This is a genomic window from Streptomyces sp. NPDC002935, assembly GCF_040611295.1.
In the GTDB taxonomy this organism is placed as follows: Bacteria; Actinomycetota; Actinomycetes; order Streptomycetales; family Streptomycetaceae; genus Streptomyces.
On sequence record NZ_JBEXNW010000049.1, the window covers coordinates 19,974 to 36,445 of the forward strand.

The 16,472-nt window shown below is 67.6% G+C and carries 13 protein-coding genes and 2 pseudogenes; 7 read left to right on the top strand and 8 right to left on the bottom strand.

Translation table 11 applies throughout. The features are described 5' to 3' along the window. Position 1 precedes the first annotated feature (1 nt). Positions 2–3,181, bottom strand: coding sequence for an EAL domain-containing protein (locus tag ABZX90_RS39785; RefSeq protein WP_355213246.1), 3,180 nt, complete (start codon positions 3,179–3,181; stop codon positions 2–4). A gap of 460 nt (positions 3,182–3,641) precedes the next feature. Here ABZX90_RS39785 and ABZX90_RS39790 point away from each other — a divergent pair. The 3 genes and pseudogenes from ABZX90_RS39790 to ABZX90_RS39800 form a co-directional block, all read left to right on the top strand. Continuing rightward, a pseudogene (locus ABZX90_RS39790) lies at positions 3,642–3,952 on the top strand (thioredoxin-disulfide reductase); the annotation flags it as partial. 480 nt (positions 3,953–4,432) lie between these two features. Continuing rightward, a complete protein-coding gene (locus tag ABZX90_RS39795) occupies positions 4,433–4,603 on the top strand; it encodes a hypothetical protein (protein ID WP_355213248.1) in 171 nt (56 codons plus the stop codon). A 253-nt stretch (positions 4,604–4,856) separates the two neighbouring features. Beyond that, positions 4,857–5,354, top strand: a complete 498-nt coding sequence (locus tag ABZX90_RS39800) for a DUF1877 family protein (protein WP_355213250.1) — start codon at positions 4,857–4,859, stop codon at positions 5,352–5,354. An 18-nt stretch (positions 5,355–5,372) separates the two neighbouring features. Here the strand turns inward: ABZX90_RS39800 and ABZX90_RS39805 are convergent, their stop codons facing one another. The 4 genes from ABZX90_RS39805 to ABZX90_RS39820 form a co-directional block, all read right to left on the bottom strand. Beyond that, the gene (locus ABZX90_RS39805) at positions 5,373–5,723 is read right to left on the bottom strand and encodes a transposase (protein ID WP_355213284.1); all 351 of its coding nucleotides are present in this window, start codon (positions 5,721–5,723) and stop codon (positions 5,373–5,375) included. Between the two features lie 167 nt (positions 5,724–5,890). Continuing rightward, positions 5,891–8,149, bottom strand: a complete 2,259-nt coding sequence (locus ABZX90_RS39810) for a LuxR C-terminal-related transcriptional regulator (RefSeq protein WP_355213252.1) — start codon at positions 8,147–8,149, stop codon at positions 5,891–5,893. A gap of 288 nt (positions 8,150–8,437) precedes the next feature. Further along, the gene (locus ABZX90_RS39815; RefSeq protein ID WP_355213254.1) at positions 8,438–9,220 is read right to left on the bottom strand and encodes an intradiol ring-cleavage dioxygenase; all 783 of its coding nucleotides are present in this window, start codon (positions 9,218–9,220) and stop codon (positions 8,438–8,440) included. Further along, on the bottom strand, positions 9,213–9,542 hold the full coding sequence (locus tag ABZX90_RS39820; RefSeq protein ID WP_355213256.1) for a hypothetical protein: 330 nt from the start codon (positions 9,540–9,542) through the stop codon (positions 9,213–9,215). Before ABZX90_RS39820 ends, ABZX90_RS39815 begins: the two co-directional genes overlap by 8 nt. 506 nt (positions 9,543–10,048) lie before the next feature. Between ABZX90_RS39820 and ABZX90_RS39825 the strand changes: the two genes are divergently transcribed. Both ABZX90_RS39825 and ABZX90_RS39830 read left to right on the top strand, forming a co-directional pair. Then, complete coding sequence (locus ABZX90_RS39825) at positions 10,049–10,234, top strand: hypothetical protein (protein ID WP_355213258.1); 186 nt, start codon at positions 10,049–10,051, stop codon at positions 10,232–10,234. Positions 10,235–11,301: 1,067 nt separating this feature from the next. Then, a complete protein-coding gene (locus ABZX90_RS39830; protein WP_355213260.1) occupies positions 11,302–11,850 on the top strand; it encodes a hypothetical protein in 549 nt (182 codons plus the stop codon). A 631-nt stretch (positions 11,851–12,481) separates the two neighbouring features. Here the strand turns inward: ABZX90_RS39830 and ABZX90_RS39835 are convergent. The 3 genes from ABZX90_RS39835 to ABZX90_RS39845 form a co-directional block, all read right to left on the bottom strand. Then, on the bottom strand, positions 12,482–12,703 hold the full coding sequence (locus ABZX90_RS39835; RefSeq protein ID WP_351131990.1) for a helix-turn-helix transcriptional regulator: 222 nt from the start codon (positions 12,701–12,703) through the stop codon (positions 12,482–12,484). Beyond that, positions 12,703–13,194, bottom strand: a complete 492-nt coding sequence (locus ABZX90_RS39840; RefSeq protein ID WP_351131991.1) for a DUF2975 domain-containing protein — start codon at positions 13,192–13,194, stop codon at positions 12,703–12,705. Before ABZX90_RS39840 ends, ABZX90_RS39835 begins: the two co-directional genes overlap by 1 nt. Before the next feature lie 314 nt (positions 13,195–13,508). Further along, complete coding sequence (locus ABZX90_RS39845) at positions 13,509–13,805, bottom strand: hypothetical protein (RefSeq protein WP_355213263.1); 297 nt, start codon at positions 13,803–13,805, stop codon at positions 13,509–13,511. A 717-nt stretch (positions 13,806–14,522) separates the two neighbouring features. Here ABZX90_RS39845 and ABZX90_RS39850 point away from each other — a divergent pair. Beyond that, positions 14,523–15,704 carry a PAS domain-containing protein gene (locus ABZX90_RS39850; protein ID WP_355213265.1) on the top strand — a complete coding sequence of 394 codons (1,182 nt, stop codon included), beginning with the start codon at positions 14,523–14,525 and terminating at the stop codon, positions 15,702–15,704. Between the two features lie 88 nt (positions 15,705–15,792). Beyond that, positions 15,793–16,440 (top strand): annotated as a pseudogene (locus ABZX90_RS39855) (PP2C family protein-serine/threonine phosphatase); the annotation flags it as partial. Between the last annotated feature and the right edge of the window lie 32 nt (positions 16,441–16,472).

Sequence of the window (16,472 nt, forward strand, 5' to 3'; positions counted from 1 at the left end):
ATCACCGCTTCCTTTCCGCGGCCGCCGCAGGCATACCGGCCGGGCGGCCGAGCGGCGGCGCGAGGACGAGGTGCGCCGTCTCCTCGGCGCTGACCGGCTCGGCGAAGAGGTACCCCTGGCCGAACCGGCAGCCCATGGAGATCAGCAGCTCCTGCTGCCGCACGTTCTCCACTCCTTCGGCGATCACCGTGAGGCCGAGGGTGTCCGCGAGATGGGTGATGCCCTCGACCAGGGCGTACTGTTCAGGCGAGCGCCCGAGTTCGTCGACGAACGACTTGTCGATCTTGAGTATCGAGATCGGGAACTCACGCAGATAACTCAGCGAGGAGTAGCCCGTTCCGAAATCGTCGATCGCGAAGCGGATCCCGAGGTCGGTGAGCGAACTCATCTCAGTCAGGATGCGTTCGTCGTTGTACATCAGCACGCTTTCGGTCAGTTCCAATACGAGAGACGACGGTTCTATGCCGGAGAGATCCAAGGCGCGCCGGACCACGTTGTAGAACTCCTCGTCCCGGAACTGACGAGGTGACACATTCACGCTGACGTAAGGTGCGTTGCGGTCCGCCGTCCCGTCGCGTGGCACGGAGCCCTGCCACCGGACAGCCTCGGCCGCGGCCTGATCAAGTACCCAGGCGCCGAGCGGGACGATCTGCCCGCTCTCCTCGGCCAGTGTGATGAACCGCTCCGGCAGCACCATGCCGCGCGAGGAGTGGGGCCAGCGAACGAGCGCCTCGAAGCCGTTGATCTGACCGCTGGCCAGTTCCACGATGGGCTGGTAAAGCACCAAGAACGAAGTCTCGATCGACGAACTGTCCAGGCCTTCCTGCAACTTGGCACGCTCCTCCATGCCGCTCTGCAGTTCCGGGTGGTAGCGGCGCCACTGGCGCTTACCCGCCGTCTTCGCCGCGTACAGCGCAAGATCGGCGTGTGTCAGTAGTTCGACCGAGTCGATGCTGTCCTCCGTTGTCGCGACGCCGACGCTGGCGTACGTGCTCACCGGTCCCACACGGAGCCGGAACGGCTCGGCGAACACGGTCATCACGTGTTCGGTGAACCGCTCCACGCCCTCCGGCGTGGCGGCGCCCTCCACCAGGAGTGCGAACTCGTCGCCGCCGATGCGCGCCGCGGTGTCGGAGGCACGAACAGTGGTCTGCAGCCGGAGTGACAGCGCGACCAGGAGTTCGTCGCCCACACCGTGGCCGTGTATGTCGTTGACGACCTTGAAGTCGTCCACGTCGAGGAAGAGCACACCGACCACCGTGCCGTCGCGCTGAGCCTGCACCAGGGCGTGGTTGACCCGGTCCTGGAAGAGCACGCGGTTGGCCAGGCCGGTGAGCGAGTCATGGAACGCCTGGTGGGTGAGTTCACGTTCGAGCTTGCGCTGTTCGGTCACGTCCCGCAGGGTGAGCACCAGCCCACCGACGGTCGCCTCCTGGCGCAGGTCGCTCCACCTCACCTCGACCTCGATGGACGACCGGTCGCCCCGGATCATGCGCCAGTGCTCGCGCCTGGTCTGGTACTCGTGGCTCCTTATCCGGCCGAGCGTCTCGACCACTCCGCGGCTGTCCTGCGGCGGCACCAGATCGATGAGGTGGGTGCCCTCAAGGTCCGGAACGCCGAGCACCTGGTCGGCGGAGGGGCTGGCGTAGCGGACCCGGTCCTCGTCGTCGAGGATCAGGATGACGTCGGAGGCGTTCTGCACCAGTGTGCGGAAGTACATCTCACTGTTGCGCCGGTTGACCTCCTCGGCGAGGGCAACCCGCGTCACGGTAAGTGCCGTCTGCGCGGCGAGAGTCGCCAGCGTTTCGCGGAGCACGAGCAGGTCCTGCTCGTCCCCGGCCACGATCAGCACCCCGATCAGCGGATCACCCGAGGGGTGATCCTGCGAGATGAGCGGGCAGACCAGCGCGTGGCCGGTGCGGGTCGGCTCCTCGTCCAGGCCCGTGAGGTGGGCGGCGAGATCGGGCCCCACACCGTCGAGGGTCACCAGGCGGTTCTCGCCGTACGCGGCCAGTTCCCGTACGGCTGCCGTCCCCTGCCCGGGCAGAGGCCCACGTACGCCGCCGTGCGCCCCGGTCACCCAGAGCGTGTTGTCCAGCACGGTGAGCAGCGCGAAACGCGGCGGGCCGTGCGACGTCAGCTCCATCACCGCGACGTCGACGGCGGAGGCCGCATCCCGCAGATCGCCCGCTCCGCCCAGTGACGACACAGCGACGCGCAGAGTCTCCTCCCGGCCGACCGCCCGCCGGTGGGTCGCCACGACGCCCGCCAGGCGGAAGAGCACGAGGAGGAAGAGCAGCGCGGAGAACACTCCGATGACGCCGATGTTGGAACTCTCGCCCCGCACCCCCTCCACCAGGAGGATGACCGGCGCAATCAGCGACGCGAGGGTGAGCAGGCTCAGCCGGCCCATGCCGGTCTCGGCGCGCCATGCCACCGGCTGGGTCAGCGACCGCATGGTCGGATCGAGCGCGGCGGCCGCCCAAGCACCGTAGAGGACGGCCCAGCCGAGATCGACCGCGGTGCCCGTGCGCCACGTTCCGTGCAGTTGTATCAGGCCGTAAGCGACGTCGGCGGTGAGCAGGCCAAGGGTGCCCGCGGTGAGAAGTATGAGGGACGGACTCTTGCCGCCACGGCCGGCGAGCAGGCGCAGCAGCATCGCCAGGACGAGGATGTCGCCGAGCGGGTAGGCGATAGAGAACGCTTTCTGCACCCAGGTGAGACCCTCGATTTGCGCGAACGGCCCGATGAGGAAGAGCCACGACAGCAGCGCCAGGCCGACTGTCAGCGTCAGCGCGTCGACGAGGCTCGCGCGGTCGCGCCAACTCGTGCGCCAGTGGACGAACCCCAGCAGCCCAGCAGCATAGAGCGGATATGCCGCGAGATAGAAGCCGTCGGCGATCGACGGAAACGGGATCTCCTCGTCGGGCATCCGCATGAGGATGATCTGGGTGCACTGACCCACGGCGAAGGCGAAGTTTCCCGCGGCAAGCAATAGCCAGGGGATTCGATGCTCCGGGTGGTTGAGAATGACACCCAGGACGATACCGATGACGCCGGCCGCTCCGATGGCGACGAAGATCAGCGACTGTTCAGGGAATATGTAGTAGAACGCGGTCAGCATGACGATGCAGACACTGACGGCGACCATCGCGGCCCGGTTTCGCAGTTGCGCGTTCACCCCAACTCACCTCCTGGGAGGGCTCTTTGTCGGGCTGACCCAGCTGCGCGAACGGCACCGGGCGACAGCGACGAAGCCCGGGGGGTCGGGCTGGCAAAGGGGAATTCATCAGGGCCGGGAATCGGCCCTTGTCCCCTGAGAACACGATCGCCGCTATACGCGATCGCCGGTATACGGGCTCCTTCTCGCCAAGACATCGACGTGTCTTCGATTCCAGCTTACTCGGATCGCCATTTCCCGCACGCGCACGGAGAGACAGCGCGTCGCGTCGCGAGACACCGCGCCATGCGTGAAAATGGAGTGCAAGAAGGACGCAGTAATCGGACCGGATCCGCCCAGCGACGATCGGCTCCTGACGGAGTGTGGAGTCCATGCTCCCGATTACCGCCGAATCCTCACTCCTGCAGGCAGTCTGCTCTTCTCCACCGCAAGCTTCGTTTCACCTCTACCGCAGCCGATGAGGGCGGTGATCGTCGCCACCGGGTCCGGCTACCACAAGCTCGGCCTGCCCAAGGAGGACGAACTCTCCGGCCGCGGGATGTCACCGCGGCCTTCCTCACCTGCTTCGCTCGCTCCGACCGTCGTGCGCCGCCCTCCTCCCTGGGCGCCCCCCAGGTCAAGCAGAGCCGCGCCTTCTCCGACGACAAGATCTCTTTCGCCTTCGTCAGCGAGATCGTGGAGATCAAGGAAGAGGACGGCGAGCTCGCCGGGGTCGTGCTCCGCAATGACTTCACCGGCCAGAACCGCGGCCTCGGGGTGACGGGCCTGTTCGAGCTGATGTACTGCTTCGCCAACGACCTCGCCCCCGACTTTCAACTCTTCGTCAGCGACGACGCCAACCTGCCCGACCAGTGGTATCAAGACTGCGTCCGCTAAAACTGGCGCAACGGCAGGGCCCTCATCCCCCAAAGCTGGATCGACGAGCACGCCGGCTAGCGCGGAGGCCACGATGGCCGGCGAGGACGGAGCACTGCGAGCAGTCGTGGTACGCCTCGCGTTGATCAAGCCGAAGACGCGGGCCGTCAGGCGGCGCCGCAGCCCAAGTCTCCGAGACGCAAGGACAGTTCCGTGTCGACATCGAGACCGGTGAATACCGCGTGCGCGGCGCCCGTGATCGGCGGCTAAGCGACCAACGACCCCCAGATAGGAGTCGTGGCGGTGCTGGCGCGCATCCTAGACGTCGCGGGGGCCGAGTGAAGGTGGCACCCGTCGAGTTCCCCGACGGGTCTGCATTGCGCCACTATCTACACGATGTCCTCGCCGAACGCGGTGACGACCTCGACGTCGTGCCACTGGTGCAAGCCGGAGAACTTCGACGCGAACGTCACCATCGCGGGCGAACTGACGAAGTTCGCCGAGAGTAAGGGGTACGGACAGGCATCCCGTTTTCCAACACTGAGCGTCAAAGATCGCCGGTTCTGACACGGCTTCTCACCGATGCTACGAATGACCGGTGTTGGCCCGCTCCAGGGCCTGTTGCGAAGGTCCCGTACGGATGGCTACCTGTCCGCAGCGGTCGCTCTCGACAACACACGGCGCCTGGGTGCCGGAGTGCGTCCTGGCACCGCCGGGCATCCCGCGTTAGAGGTCGGGACGTCTCGCCGTCAGTGCCGTCGAGTAAGTTTTGTTCGTTCGGCCCGACCGGCGGGCCGAACGAACCGGGGGACTCGTCGCGGTGAGCATCCACCTACACCTTCGCGCCGTCGCGGAGTCCGAGATCAGGGACGACCACACCTGGCTTGCGGCGTTCATGTCCGAGGCTTGGGACAACCACCCCGACGAGTACGCGGCAGGTATCGCCGACTCGATCGAGAAGGTCTTCAACTCCGTCAATGACCTCTACTCCGCGGCCGACGTCCTCGATGCAGGCGCCGACAAGCCCTGGACGCTGCCGATTTACGGCGGCCGCCCCGTGGCACACAGCGCTGACGCCGCCCCCTCCAACCCGCCCCTGATGATTCTGGAGCCGCCTGGGGTGTCACAGGCTGCAGACTTCCTCGCGACTGTCTCTTTCGACGAGCTGTGGAACGTTGCTGGTGCCAAGCTCGGCGGCCGCGCCCGGGAGCTGGCGCAGGCCAGGCAGGAGTTCCTCGACCATCACAGGGACCTCCAAGGGTTCTACGGACGGGCGGCTTCGGCGGGCCACGCCGTAGTCAAAGCGGTGTGGGCTTGAGACGTGGTCACGCGCCGGTTACAGCCATTCGTTGATGGCGGCGACCAGAACGGTCGCTTCGTAGCGGACAGCAAGTTTGTCGTGTCGCGTAACGACGGCCCGGTGCCGCTTCAGCCGGTTGATGCCGCACTCGACCGCATGTCTCGCCTTGTAGTCGGTCTTGTCGAACTTCGGTGGCCGGCCGCCGTGCGAGCCGCGCTTCCTGCGGTTCGCGGCCTGGTCGGCCTTGTCCGGAATGCTGCACCTGATGCCGCGTCGGCGCAGGTCGGCGCAGTTCTTGCGGGAGGCGTACGCCTTGTCTGCCCGTACCCGCCGCGGGCGCGCCCGGGGGCGGCCCGGCCCCAGCCGGGGTACTCGGATGCGCTCCAGAAATCAGGACGGCGCTGCCGGTCGCAGCCCTATGGGCGACACATTCAACGGGAACCCACATCCGGCGAGCGCAGCTCGTGCGCTCGCCGTCGAAGGCGTGCCACCCGGGTGCCGCGGCCTTCACGGCTCCGGCACGCGAGGAAGATCCGTGCGACGTTCTCGCGTCGTCAGGAATCGTCCTTGCTTCGTGCGGCCGCCCACAAAGCGATCCGGGTGCGTGAGCGCAGGCCCAGTTTGTCGCGGACCTTGTCCAGGTGCGTGGCGACGGTACGCGCCGAAAGACCCAGCTGCTCGGCGATCTGGCGGTTGGTCAGCCCCTCGGCGACGAGCTCGGCGACCATGAACTCCCGGCCCGTGAGCGGGAACTGGTCCACGACGGCCGCCGTGGCGTCAGACGTCGAGCGAGGGTTGCCGCTTCCCCTCCGCAGGGCGTATGCGACGAGCCGGTCCCCGCGCAGCCGGCGGCCACCACTGACGGCCGCGTCCTGCGCAGCTGCCGACAGCCCTGCCCGCGCACGAGCCGCCGTCAGTTCCACTCGCCGGCGCCACGGGTCCTCCGGCTCTGTGTCCAGCCGACGGCGTGCCTGCGCACTCGCCTCGCACAAGCGCAGGGCTCTCCGTAAGTCACCGCGCTCGGCGGCCACGAGGGCCAGGCCCTCGACCGGGTACAGCGCGTGGAAGCTTGCTTCGGGGACGATGCGGAGCACCTCGACGAACAGTTCCTCGGCGTTGTCCAGACGGCCCAGGGACAGCCGTACGGCACCGGCGGTGTGCAGGGCGGCGGCGGCCCGGCTCCAGTGAGCCTGCGCCCTGAGCACCGGAAGGCAGCGAGCCATGAGGAGGTCGGCCTCGGCCTCCGCGCCCGCCTGGAGCAGGGCCCAAGCCAGGTGATGGGTGCACCATGCGGTGTCCTCTCGTCGACCGAGCACGGAGACGACACGCAGGGAATCGCGCAGGTCCGCGACGGCGGCGGCGAATTCACCGCGGCACAGCCGTGCTGCCGCCCGGGCGTCCAGGGCATTGGCGAGACCGGCGGGGTGGTCGCGCGCGCGTTCCTGGCGTACCGCCTGCTCACCAAGGCTTAGCGCTCCGGCCAGGTCGGTCTGCTGACAGGCGACGCGGGTGGCGAGTGCCGCTACCGTACCGCCGAAGGCAGGCCCGGCGGGCAGCCGCAGAAGTCCGTCCAGTAGCGAGCGGGCAGCCGAAGGCTGTTCATGCTGGTAGTACACGCGGGCCAGTTCCAGGGCCAGCCGGTCGCGCGAGGCGCCACCGCCGCCGGTGCTGGCCAAGGCCGCCGCGAGATTGTCCCGTTCGCCGGTGAGCGGCCCAACGGCCTGGTCGGCGAACACCTCGCCACCGGCCCGTTCCGCGAGGCTGTTCAGCCAGTCGAGGGACCGCCGCCGTACGGCGTCCAGCTCGCCCGAGTCGATCAGATGCTCCATGGCGCAGGCGCGAACGGCGCTCAACTGCCGGAACCGCGCGGGATGTGCGTTGCCCGGCAGCCGTACGATCAGCGACTTGGCCTCAAGTGCGCACAGGATGCCGAGAATTTGGCGCGGGGCGACGGCGTCGCCGGCGCAGACTGCCTCGGCGGCCCCCGCGTCGAATCCTCCGACGAGCACCGCAAGGCGCCGGAAGACCGCCTGTTCCGCCGGCTCGAGCAGCCGATGGCTCCAGGCGATCGCGGCGGTCAGTCCGTTGTGACGACGGGGACCTGTCCGGCTTCCGTCGGTCAGTAGCGACAGCTGGAACAGCCGGTCGTTCAGTCCGGCGAGGATGTCGCCCAGTGGAAGCGTGCCGACGCGGCGCGCCGCGAGCTCGATGCCGAGCGTCAGACCGTCCAGCCGACGGCATATCTCGGCGACCGTCGCACCGTTGCCACGGCAGAGGGTGAAGCCAGGCGCACAGCCGGCGGCTCGTTCGACGAACAAGCGGACGGCATCCGAGCGCAGGAGGGCGTCAGGGTCATCCCCGGTGCTTGTCGGCGGCAGGGGCAGCTCGCCAACCCGGAACACGGTCTCTCCGGGAACCCGCAGCGCCTCCCGGCTGGTGGCCAGGATCCGCAACCGGGGGCAGTGGCTCAGCAGTGTCGCGGCCAGCCGAGCGCACGGCTCCGCCAGATGTTCGCAGTTGTCCAGGATCAGCAGCCGGGAGGTGTTGCCGATCGCAAGGACCAGAGCGTCGGTGTCGGGCCGCCCCGCTCGCTCGCCCACACCCAGCGCGGTGGCGACTGACTGCGCGAGCGGAGCGTCGTCGTGCAGCGACTCGAGCTCGATCAGGTCCACCCGCGCGTAGCGCTCAGGCAGCCCTTTGGCGAACTCCAGCGCCAGCCGCGTCTTGCCGACGCCGCCGGCACCGGTCAGCGTGAGCAGGCGTGACGTCCTCAACAGGGTGCGCAGGACGGAGAGTTCCTGCCGTCGCCCCACGAAGGAGTCGAGCGCTGGCGGCAGCCCGCGACCCGAATCCGGAGGGGAGGCATCTGGTGCGGTTGGTCGTTCCCTTCCGGAGCCTTTGTGCATCGAGCGTTGTCTGAACGCCCGTTGCCGGCACGCACTGGAGCAATAGCGAGCTGGCCGACCGCCGTGGGGTCCGACGGTCAGCACCGCTCCGCATAACTCACATGTCCTGTGCCGGGTCATCCCCGATTCCTGGCCGGGGACTTCCCGGGCGAAACCTTCCGGTCTCATCGGCTCGGCCGCCCTCGGGAGGGTGCGTCATGGCGTTGCGGCGGGATTGACACCGAGTATCACGGTGCCGGTTACCCCCTTGCCGAGGTCGCTGCTCGCCTGGGTGATGCTCAGCAGGGTCGAGGACCCGCCGTTGCGGTATATGCCGTCCCTTGCGTTGAGGGTGCGGGTGGCCGTGTTGTTCCGGTACGGGGTCAAGGCGGCGATCTTGGTGTTGTACGTCTCGGGGAAGTAGAGCTGGCCCGTGTGGGATACGTGGCCTCCGTGGTACGTCCCGTTGGACACGGTTCCGCCGGCATGCGTCTTGACGTGGATGTGGAGCGCGCGGCCGACGTACCAGCCGGGATAGACGGTGGTGAATTCCGCGACGCCGGCGGAGTCGGTCAGCTGCACGCCTCGCAGGAATGTGGTGTCCGGTGTTGAGCCGCCCGCGACGTAGCCGGAGTAGACACCGAGCGCGTCGCTGTGCCAGATATCGACCGCCGTGTTGGGCAACGGGAAGCAGGTCGCGATGTCGACGACCGTCACGCGGAGGGTGAGTGGGACGCCTGCCTTGCCCTCGGTGACGTTCTTGCGGACCGTCTCGAGGTCCAGATAGTAGGGGCCTTCGGTCTGCTCGGGCGTCAGGACACAGGCAGCGGCCGGTCCGGCGGCGGCTTTGGGTGTGTTGTCTGGGTCTGCGGCTGCTGCGCGCGAAGCCGGGATTCCGAGAGCGGCCACGCCGAGGGCTGCACCGCCCAGGGTGGCAAGGATGGCTCTGCGGCTGGCGTCGGCAGGCTCCGCGGGGTCGTGGTGGGGGGTTTCAGTCATGCCGCCACGATGGCCCGTGCAGCGGTTTGCTGGATCGGTCGGACGACCGATGAATCGGGCGCGTTACGAAACCCACCGCGTCGCCCTCCCCAGCGCAACGGGTGAGGAAGCTGGAGACCTGATAGGCCTCCAGCGGGTACTCGATCCCCCGCTGCTGGAGACTGGCAACGAGGTCAGCAAGGAAGCGGACCGCAGTCTCCGGCTCCGTCTCGTCGGACGCCTCCTTCTTGAACGCTTGGTGCTCGATGGTGGAGTCGGCCTCGCCCAGCACTCCCGCGAGTTGCCCCGCGGCGATTGCCGACTCGGTATAGCGCTGGAGCACTTCGTCGAGCGGCTCACCCGGTAGTCGGTCATCAGAAGACCCTTGACCTGAAGGCCCTCCACAAAGGTCCTGAGCAGAGTGAGAGCCGCCTTCATCTCCCCCGCACAGCGGCTGAGGAGGCTGTAGATGCGTTGGGCCGGCACCGGATACTCGATCCCCCGGTATTGAAGGTCGGAGACGAGCTCGGCGAGGGAGCGGGCCGTGTTCTCCGCGTTCCTGAAGACGTCTTCGGTGTTCTCGCTCATGTGGATCCGGCTCTCGTTGCTGGGGTGGCGGGTCACGGACGGCCGGTGAACGGGCAGCTGGGTCGGACCGACAGACGAAGTGGTGCCGGGCCCGGTGCTGTCCCGCTCGCGCCGAACGGCGGCCCGATCAGCCGACTCGGTCTCCGCCTGCGGGTGATCTGCAGCGACTCGGCCAACACCACCTTGATCAGTGCTGGGGACGGCGATGGAGGTCTCGGACCGGCTCGCCCTTCCGAGGTCCTGGCCGCGGATGAGGCCGGGGTGCAGCTGGCCGTAGGACGACCACAGGTCCAGCGCGTCATCGAGGAGTTCCGCACGGCCAGCCAGCGGCATCCGCTCGACGGCCTCCGTCAGCATCCGGAAGTCGCTCCCGAAGGCGCGGGCATTCTGGACGAGGAAGAAGAACACCTGGGTGGGCCCGGCAGCGAACCCATCCGCACCGCGTGACGCGTGCAGGCTGAAGACCGCTCCGGCCGTCACCGCGAGCACGATCGGGTCCACCTCAAGGAGTTTCGCCGTCCGAGAGCGCCGGCACGGTGTTCAGCGCTCGATGCAAGCACCGATCATCGCGGCCGCGGTCCGCATGTCCGGCGCGGACTCCACTCCCCACCGGCTGGGATCAGCGGGCTGGAGGTCCGGGCTGGACGGGCCGCTGTCGTGGACGTGGAGGGTTTCCGGCGTTGGCGGCGGCGTAGCTGGCGCCCTGTCGGCGGCTGGCGCTTCTTGCCCGGCTCTTACGACCGTGGCTCTTGGTCATACGGCTGTCGCTTTTCCAGCGCCCGGCCCCATGATCCGATGCGCGCGATGAAGAGCAGCATGCGGAAGGCTCAACGACCTGACGGCCGAATGACGTTGACATACACCTCACACTGATGCGCACAGTCCGGACCCTCGCTGGAGTCCGCGGGCACCTTCGCCTTGATGCGCCCCGGTCATGGGCCGGGGTGCGGGCTTGGGCCGATGCGCCGGCCGCTGCCCGCACCCTATCGCTGGGCGTTATGGACCGGGAGCCGGTCGGCGAAGCTGTTTCTGTGGTGCCGCTGGCAGCGGCACGGCTTCGGCGGTGTGCCGCTACGGGATGCAACGGGACCGGGGACTCGCGCACTGGCACAGAAGTGGTCGCCTCCGAGGGCCTGCCAACATCGGAGACGCTGGCGTGTTCGAGCGCGGTGTCTTCGGCGCCCACGGCGTCCTCGTTCTCGTCGTCCTCTTCCTTCCTGACGGCTTGGCGCCCTTGCGAAGTGCCTTGATGGCAAATCCGTATCTCGTCACGGTCGAAAAATGAGCATGCCTGACGGCTTGTGTCGCTCGGGAACCCCGGGACAGGATTCCGCGTCCCTTGGATACCCCGGGAGAATCGAGGTCAGGTGGCTGCAAGCCGTCCGAGGTTACGCGTCAGGCGAGTTCCGTCGCGCCCACCACAATCTCCGCACCGCCCAACCGTTCCCGTTCAGCGCACCCCGTCCATATGGGCCTGGCCGGGTCGGGCCGTGGGTTGGTATCGGCGGGCGGACATGGGCAAGCACACTGCCGTTTTGGCCGCGGTGGTGGCAGCGGTCAGCCTGGCGATTTCGGCCTGGGGCACATGGAAGGCGGCCCAGGTCTCTGATGACCAGCTCGCTCAGTCCCAGGCTCAGAGCCTGGAGGAGAACCGGGCTCAGGCGTCCCTCATCAGCTTCTGGCATACGCACGAGGGCGGGCTCGTCGTGGCGAATAGATCCTTCGACCCGGCCTCTGCATTGGTCTCGGGCGAGGGCGCTAGGGCCGTGAAGTGGATTGGCGTCATTCCTCCCTGCTCCAGGGTCTCCATGCCGAAAGACTTGACCGACACCCTCTTCGCCCCCTGGCCGAGTGGTGAACCCAAGGCCGCGACGAGGCTCAACATCATTGACGCCAACGGCTTCTTTTGGCAGCGCAACGACTTCGGATACCTCGGCCGCTACTCGCGACCGACCGACAGTTGGGAATTCGATGACCTGGACTACATGGCGCGCGGTGAAACGGCGCTGCTTGAGCGCCCCGAGGTGAAGGTCACCGACCTGGAACCTTGCGGCACTCGCTAGTACGGCAGTTGTAGATCGTGATCACGGTTGAGCTGCTGCTTGTCGCAGGTAGTGGCTGTCACGGGCTCGGGCCTGGTGGCGTCGTCGCCAGCGGGACCAGCGAAGTCGGTGCACTGCAGTGTCGCCAGGCTGTACGTCCACAGAGTTGAACAGGTGCGCGATCTCGATACTGGTCAACGGGATCAGTCCGTCCGAGGCGGGCCTGTGAGTGCGTTCGTCTCCAGTGGCGACGGCGAGGAAAGCGCGAGCGAGCATCGCGAGGGTGACCCAGCGGTGCCAGGACTGTGGGCTCGAGATTCGGGAGACGGCGCAGCAGAATGGTGGCGGGGTGGATCGCGGCGGGGCCGAACTTGGAGCGGATGCGGTCGCTGCCTTCTGCGGCGACGGCACGTTCTCCGACCACCCCAACTTGCTGCACCCACCGCCAGCAGGCAGGACGCTTGGGCCAGAACCGCCCACGCGGTCAGCGCAAGCATGACGACCAGAGCGTGCCGTACGCCGCGCGGATCGCGAGGTCGGGCACCTCGGCCTCGGCCAGCCGGTCCCGGGGTCTTCTCGGGCACGGCCCGGGATTCTCGCGGAGTTGGTCAAAGGCAAGTGGGATCGGCGATGACGCGTCGGCAGGCACGGTTCATTCGCCCGCGGTGTCTTCGGGCTCCCAGCGCAGCAGGTCGCCCGGCTGGCACTTGAGCGCCTCGCAGAGCGAGGCGAGCGTCGCGAAGCGCACCGCCTTGGCGCGGCCGTTCTTGAGTACTGCCAGGTTGGCGGGCGTGATCCCTACGCGATCTGCGAGGTCTCCCACGGACATTTTCCGCCTGGCTAGCATCACGTCGATGTCGACGGCGATCGGCATCAGATTACCTCGTCCAACTCGGCCTGCATCTGTGCCGCTTCGACGTCGCGTGTGACGGCCTGGGCGAGCAGCATCCGCAGCACGAGCACGATGAGCGCCACAGCCAGGATCCCGACACCAATCCCGCCCATGATGACGGTGACACCCGGGTCGTCCCGCTGGCCCGGCGCGTTGATGGCCGTGACCGCGAACCACACGAGGGCAGCCGCAACGATCGCGCCAATCACGCCGTCCACGTAGCGGAAGGCGGCATGGGAGAACACGGTTCCGCGTCGCACCATCGCCACCAGTCGCCATACGCAGACCAGGGCGACCTGGACCGAAACCATGCCCAGGATCGTGATCACGCGCAGCGGGGTCAGCGGGAGCGACCCGTCCTCCGGGTCGCTCCCGCTGACCAACGCCCACACCATCCCTGCCTGCACGAACACGGTGCCGATAAGAACCATCCCGAGCACCGCGCGCAGCGCACCCACGGTCAGCTTTCCCATGAGTCATCCCTCCATCGAGTTGCGATGGAAATCTATCGAATATCGATACATGAAGCAAGGCTGGGGCGACGGCGGTTCCGCACCGTGGCGGGAGGCCGCCGCCTCCGTGGCATGGCGTGCACGCGGAGGTTCTTGATCTTGTCGAAGTCGGCCTCGCTTGGCCACAAATCGGACGCCATCCGACGCCGAAGCCTTGCCTGTCGGGCCAGGAGAACAGAATGCGTGAGAGTGAAAGCGCACCGCAGCCGGTGCGGGTGCCCGGAACTGACCTTCGAGTCGTTCTTGCCCAATTAGGCAAGAACGATCTCGAAGGTTCATGTGGGCTTGCAGGGATCCAGCGCCTTGAGCTTGGCTTCCCGGATCGGATCCATGCCTGGCGCTGGTCTGCCGTGCTCGACTACGCGCTTGGAGAACTCCTTACCCGCACCCAGTTTCGAGAGCAGGCCGTCCCGGTTTCGCTGCCATGTCAGTCCCGAAGCGTCCAAGAAGACGATGCTCACCACGTCGAAACGCGTCGGGCTCGAGTTGTCGGCATCGAGGAGCGTCCAGTTTGTGTAGGTGGCGCGCGTACATGGAGGCAGCGAGCCGAGGTACAGAACGTGGTCCTTCATCTCCCCTTGGGGGTGACGCCATCTCCCCTCGGGGGTGACGCGGGAATTGGGCCTTGCCGAGCAGTCCGATCGGAGTCGGATCGAGTGACCGGTTGGCGATGACCAGCCTGCGGTCCGCAGCGTTCACGGCATTGCCGGTGCCGAAGTTCCATTCGACCCACATGGTCACACCGCTTGCCTGGGCCTTTTCTTCCTCCAACTGGCTTTCGCGGGAGTTCGCCAGTTGATCATCAGCGACCTCGGCTGATGTCAAGGTGCCCCAGGCAGACAGGACAAGCCCGACGGACGCCACAACAGCGGCGATCACTGCCGTGTGTTTGTCCCAGTTCACGGCCCGGTACCACGCGCCGAAGCGCTGCCAGTGCGTTGGTGGAGGCGCTGGTGACGGAGGCGGTGTCATGGAACCTCCCATGTCCGGCGGTGGAGACACAGACGCACCTGAGGCTTTCCCGGTCCCAACGCCTCGCAGAGACACAAGCCGGGATGACCTTCCATCCTCCGCCCGTGACCAGAGCGAACAGCCGAGGGGCCCCAGTCGTCTCTTCTGGCCCGACACCGCACTCATGGACGGGCGTTCTACAAGGAAGGCTGCGCGCCCGTTGGCTCCGACGTGCGGTGTCCTTGCGCGGGGGGGCACTCTGGAAGGGACGTGACCGGACGCAGACGGCCTGCAGCGCTGATCTGTCCGCGCGGAGGCGATGCATGGAGGATCGGGCCGTGGCATCGGACGACGTGCTGCTCGTCATCGACGCAGCGGGTGTCATCGTCGGGTGGAGCCAGGAGGCCAGGTCCCTGTTCGAGCGCGGTGCAGACCTCGCGGTCGGCCGTCCCGTCGTAGAGCTGCTGACCGCGGTATGGGACCCGGCCGACGCCGGACCGGACCGCCGTTCGGGCAGGACAGCGGCGGTTCCCGGCCTAGCGGTGAAACCTGTGACGTTGCGCGAGGGCCGCTCGGGCTGGGGCATCTACCTGTTGCGTCCGGAAGAGGGGCGGGGTGCCGACGCACGGGGGCAGGCGGTGTTGACGGCACTGTTCACCCAGTCGCCCATCGGGATGCAGGTGCTGGATCCCGATCTGCGCGTCCTGCGGGTGAACACAGCGGCAGCGGGGATGAGTGCAGTCGAGCCCGCAGACGTGCTCGGCGGCCGGCTCGGCGACGTGGTGCATCTGTCCGACCCTGAAGAGACCGTGGCGATGCTGCACGACGTGCTCGCCACCGGCGAACCTGCGCTGGACAGGCTCGTACGCGGCCGCCCGCCCAACGACCCCGCGCACGAGGACGTGTACTCCGTTTCCGTGTTCCGGCTCCAGGATGCGGACGGCCGGGTGCTGGGCGTGTCCACGGCGGTGGTGGACGTCACGGTCCGCGAGCGGGCCCTCGCTCACGCTCGAGTCCTCAACGACGTGCGAGAGCGTCTGGGGCACACGCTCGAGCTGGACACCACCTGCCGCGAACTCGTCGACGTCCTCGTGCCCGCTTTCGCCGACGCCGCAGAAGTCGACCTGCTGGACCCCGTCGTGCGGGGCGAGGCCCCTCCGCCCGGGCCCGTGGGGCCCGCCATGCCCCTGCGGCGGATGTCCTTCGCCACGGTGGACCCTCAACGGGACTCACTGGGCACCGGTACGGGTCCGTTCAGATTTCCTGGGGCGTGGCTTCAGGCCCTGACGGACCTATGCCCCCAGCTGATCACGTACTGGCCGGGCGAAACCCACGACCACCATTCGCAGGCGTCCCGCGCGCAGGGCCCGCACTCTGCCATCGTCACCCCGATGACGCTGAGGAACGGCGTACCGGGAATACTGAGTCTCTACCGTTCTCCCGGCCGCGACCGGTTCGTGGACCAGGATCTCGACCTCGCGCTGGGGTCGGGTCGCTGCACGGGCCTCGCTGCACGTTGACAACGCGCGCCGCTACGCCTGAGAACACACCATCGCCCTGACGCTGCAGCGCCACCTCCTGGCCCAGCTCCCGGCGCCTCAGGCAGCCGTGGAGAGCGCCCACTTCCATCACTCAGCCGATGCCGGCGGCGGCCGGTTCGACGTCTTTTCGCTGTCCGGTGCGCGGATCGCCTTCACCGTCGGTCGCGTCTCGGGTACAGGCATCCACGCCGCCATGGCGATGGGTCAGCTGCGTACCGCCATCCACACCCTGGCATCACTGGACCTGGAACCTGACGAACTACTCGCCCGCCTCAACGGGACCGTGGCCCGACTCGCCGCCGAACGCGCCGGCCTGCCGACCAGCGACCCTCTGCAAAACCAGACACTGACCGCCGACTGCCTCTACGGGATCTACGATCCCCTGGCCCTGAGCTGCACCCTCGCCCTCGCCGGTGGCCCGCAACCGGTACTCGCCCACCCCCACGGGGCCGTCGAGACAATCGATGTTCCCGTCGCTCCCCCGCTGAGCGGCGGCGAAGACACCTTCGCCAGCACCCGTCTGGACCTCCCTGAGGGAAGCATCATCGCTCTCTACACCGTCGCGTTCTTTCCCACGAGCGAGGCAGAAAGGAGGACCGGCCAGGACCAGCTGCGGCAGGTCCTCGCCCAAAGCACCCGCCCCCTGGGCAACCTGCGCGACGAGGTTATGCGCACCGTCCCCGCCCCTGCCCCCGGCACCGACGCGGTGCTGCTCCTCGTGCGGACCCCAGGCACTCGAATCCAGTC

What these genes read in the sequence shown, in the direction of transcription:
- ABZX90_RS39795 (WP_355213248.1), top strand. Translation starts at nt 4,433, where the DNA reads ATGTCCTCGCCGAACGCGGTGACGACCTCGACGTCGTGCCACTGGTGC.
- ABZX90_RS39815 (WP_355213254.1), bottom strand. Translation starts at nt 9,220, where the DNA reads ATGACTGAAACCCCCCACCACGACCCCGCGGAGCCTGCCGACGCCAGC.
- ABZX90_RS39830 (WP_355213260.1), top strand. Translation starts at nt 11,302, where the DNA reads ATGGGCAAGCACACTGCCGTTTTGGCCGCGGTGGTGGCAGCGGTCAGC.
- ABZX90_RS39835 (WP_351131990.1), bottom strand. Translation starts at nt 12,703, where the DNA reads ATGCCGATCGCCGTCGACATCGACGTGATGCTAGCCAGGCGGAAAATG.
- ABZX90_RS39840 (WP_351131991.1), bottom strand. Translation starts at nt 13,194, where the DNA reads ATGGGAAAGCTGACCGTGGGTGCGCTGCGCGCGGTGCTCGGGATGGTT.
- ABZX90_RS39845 (WP_355213263.1), bottom strand. Translation starts at nt 13,805, where the DNA reads ATGAAGGACCACGTTCTGTACCTCGGCTCGCTGCCTCCATGTACGCGC.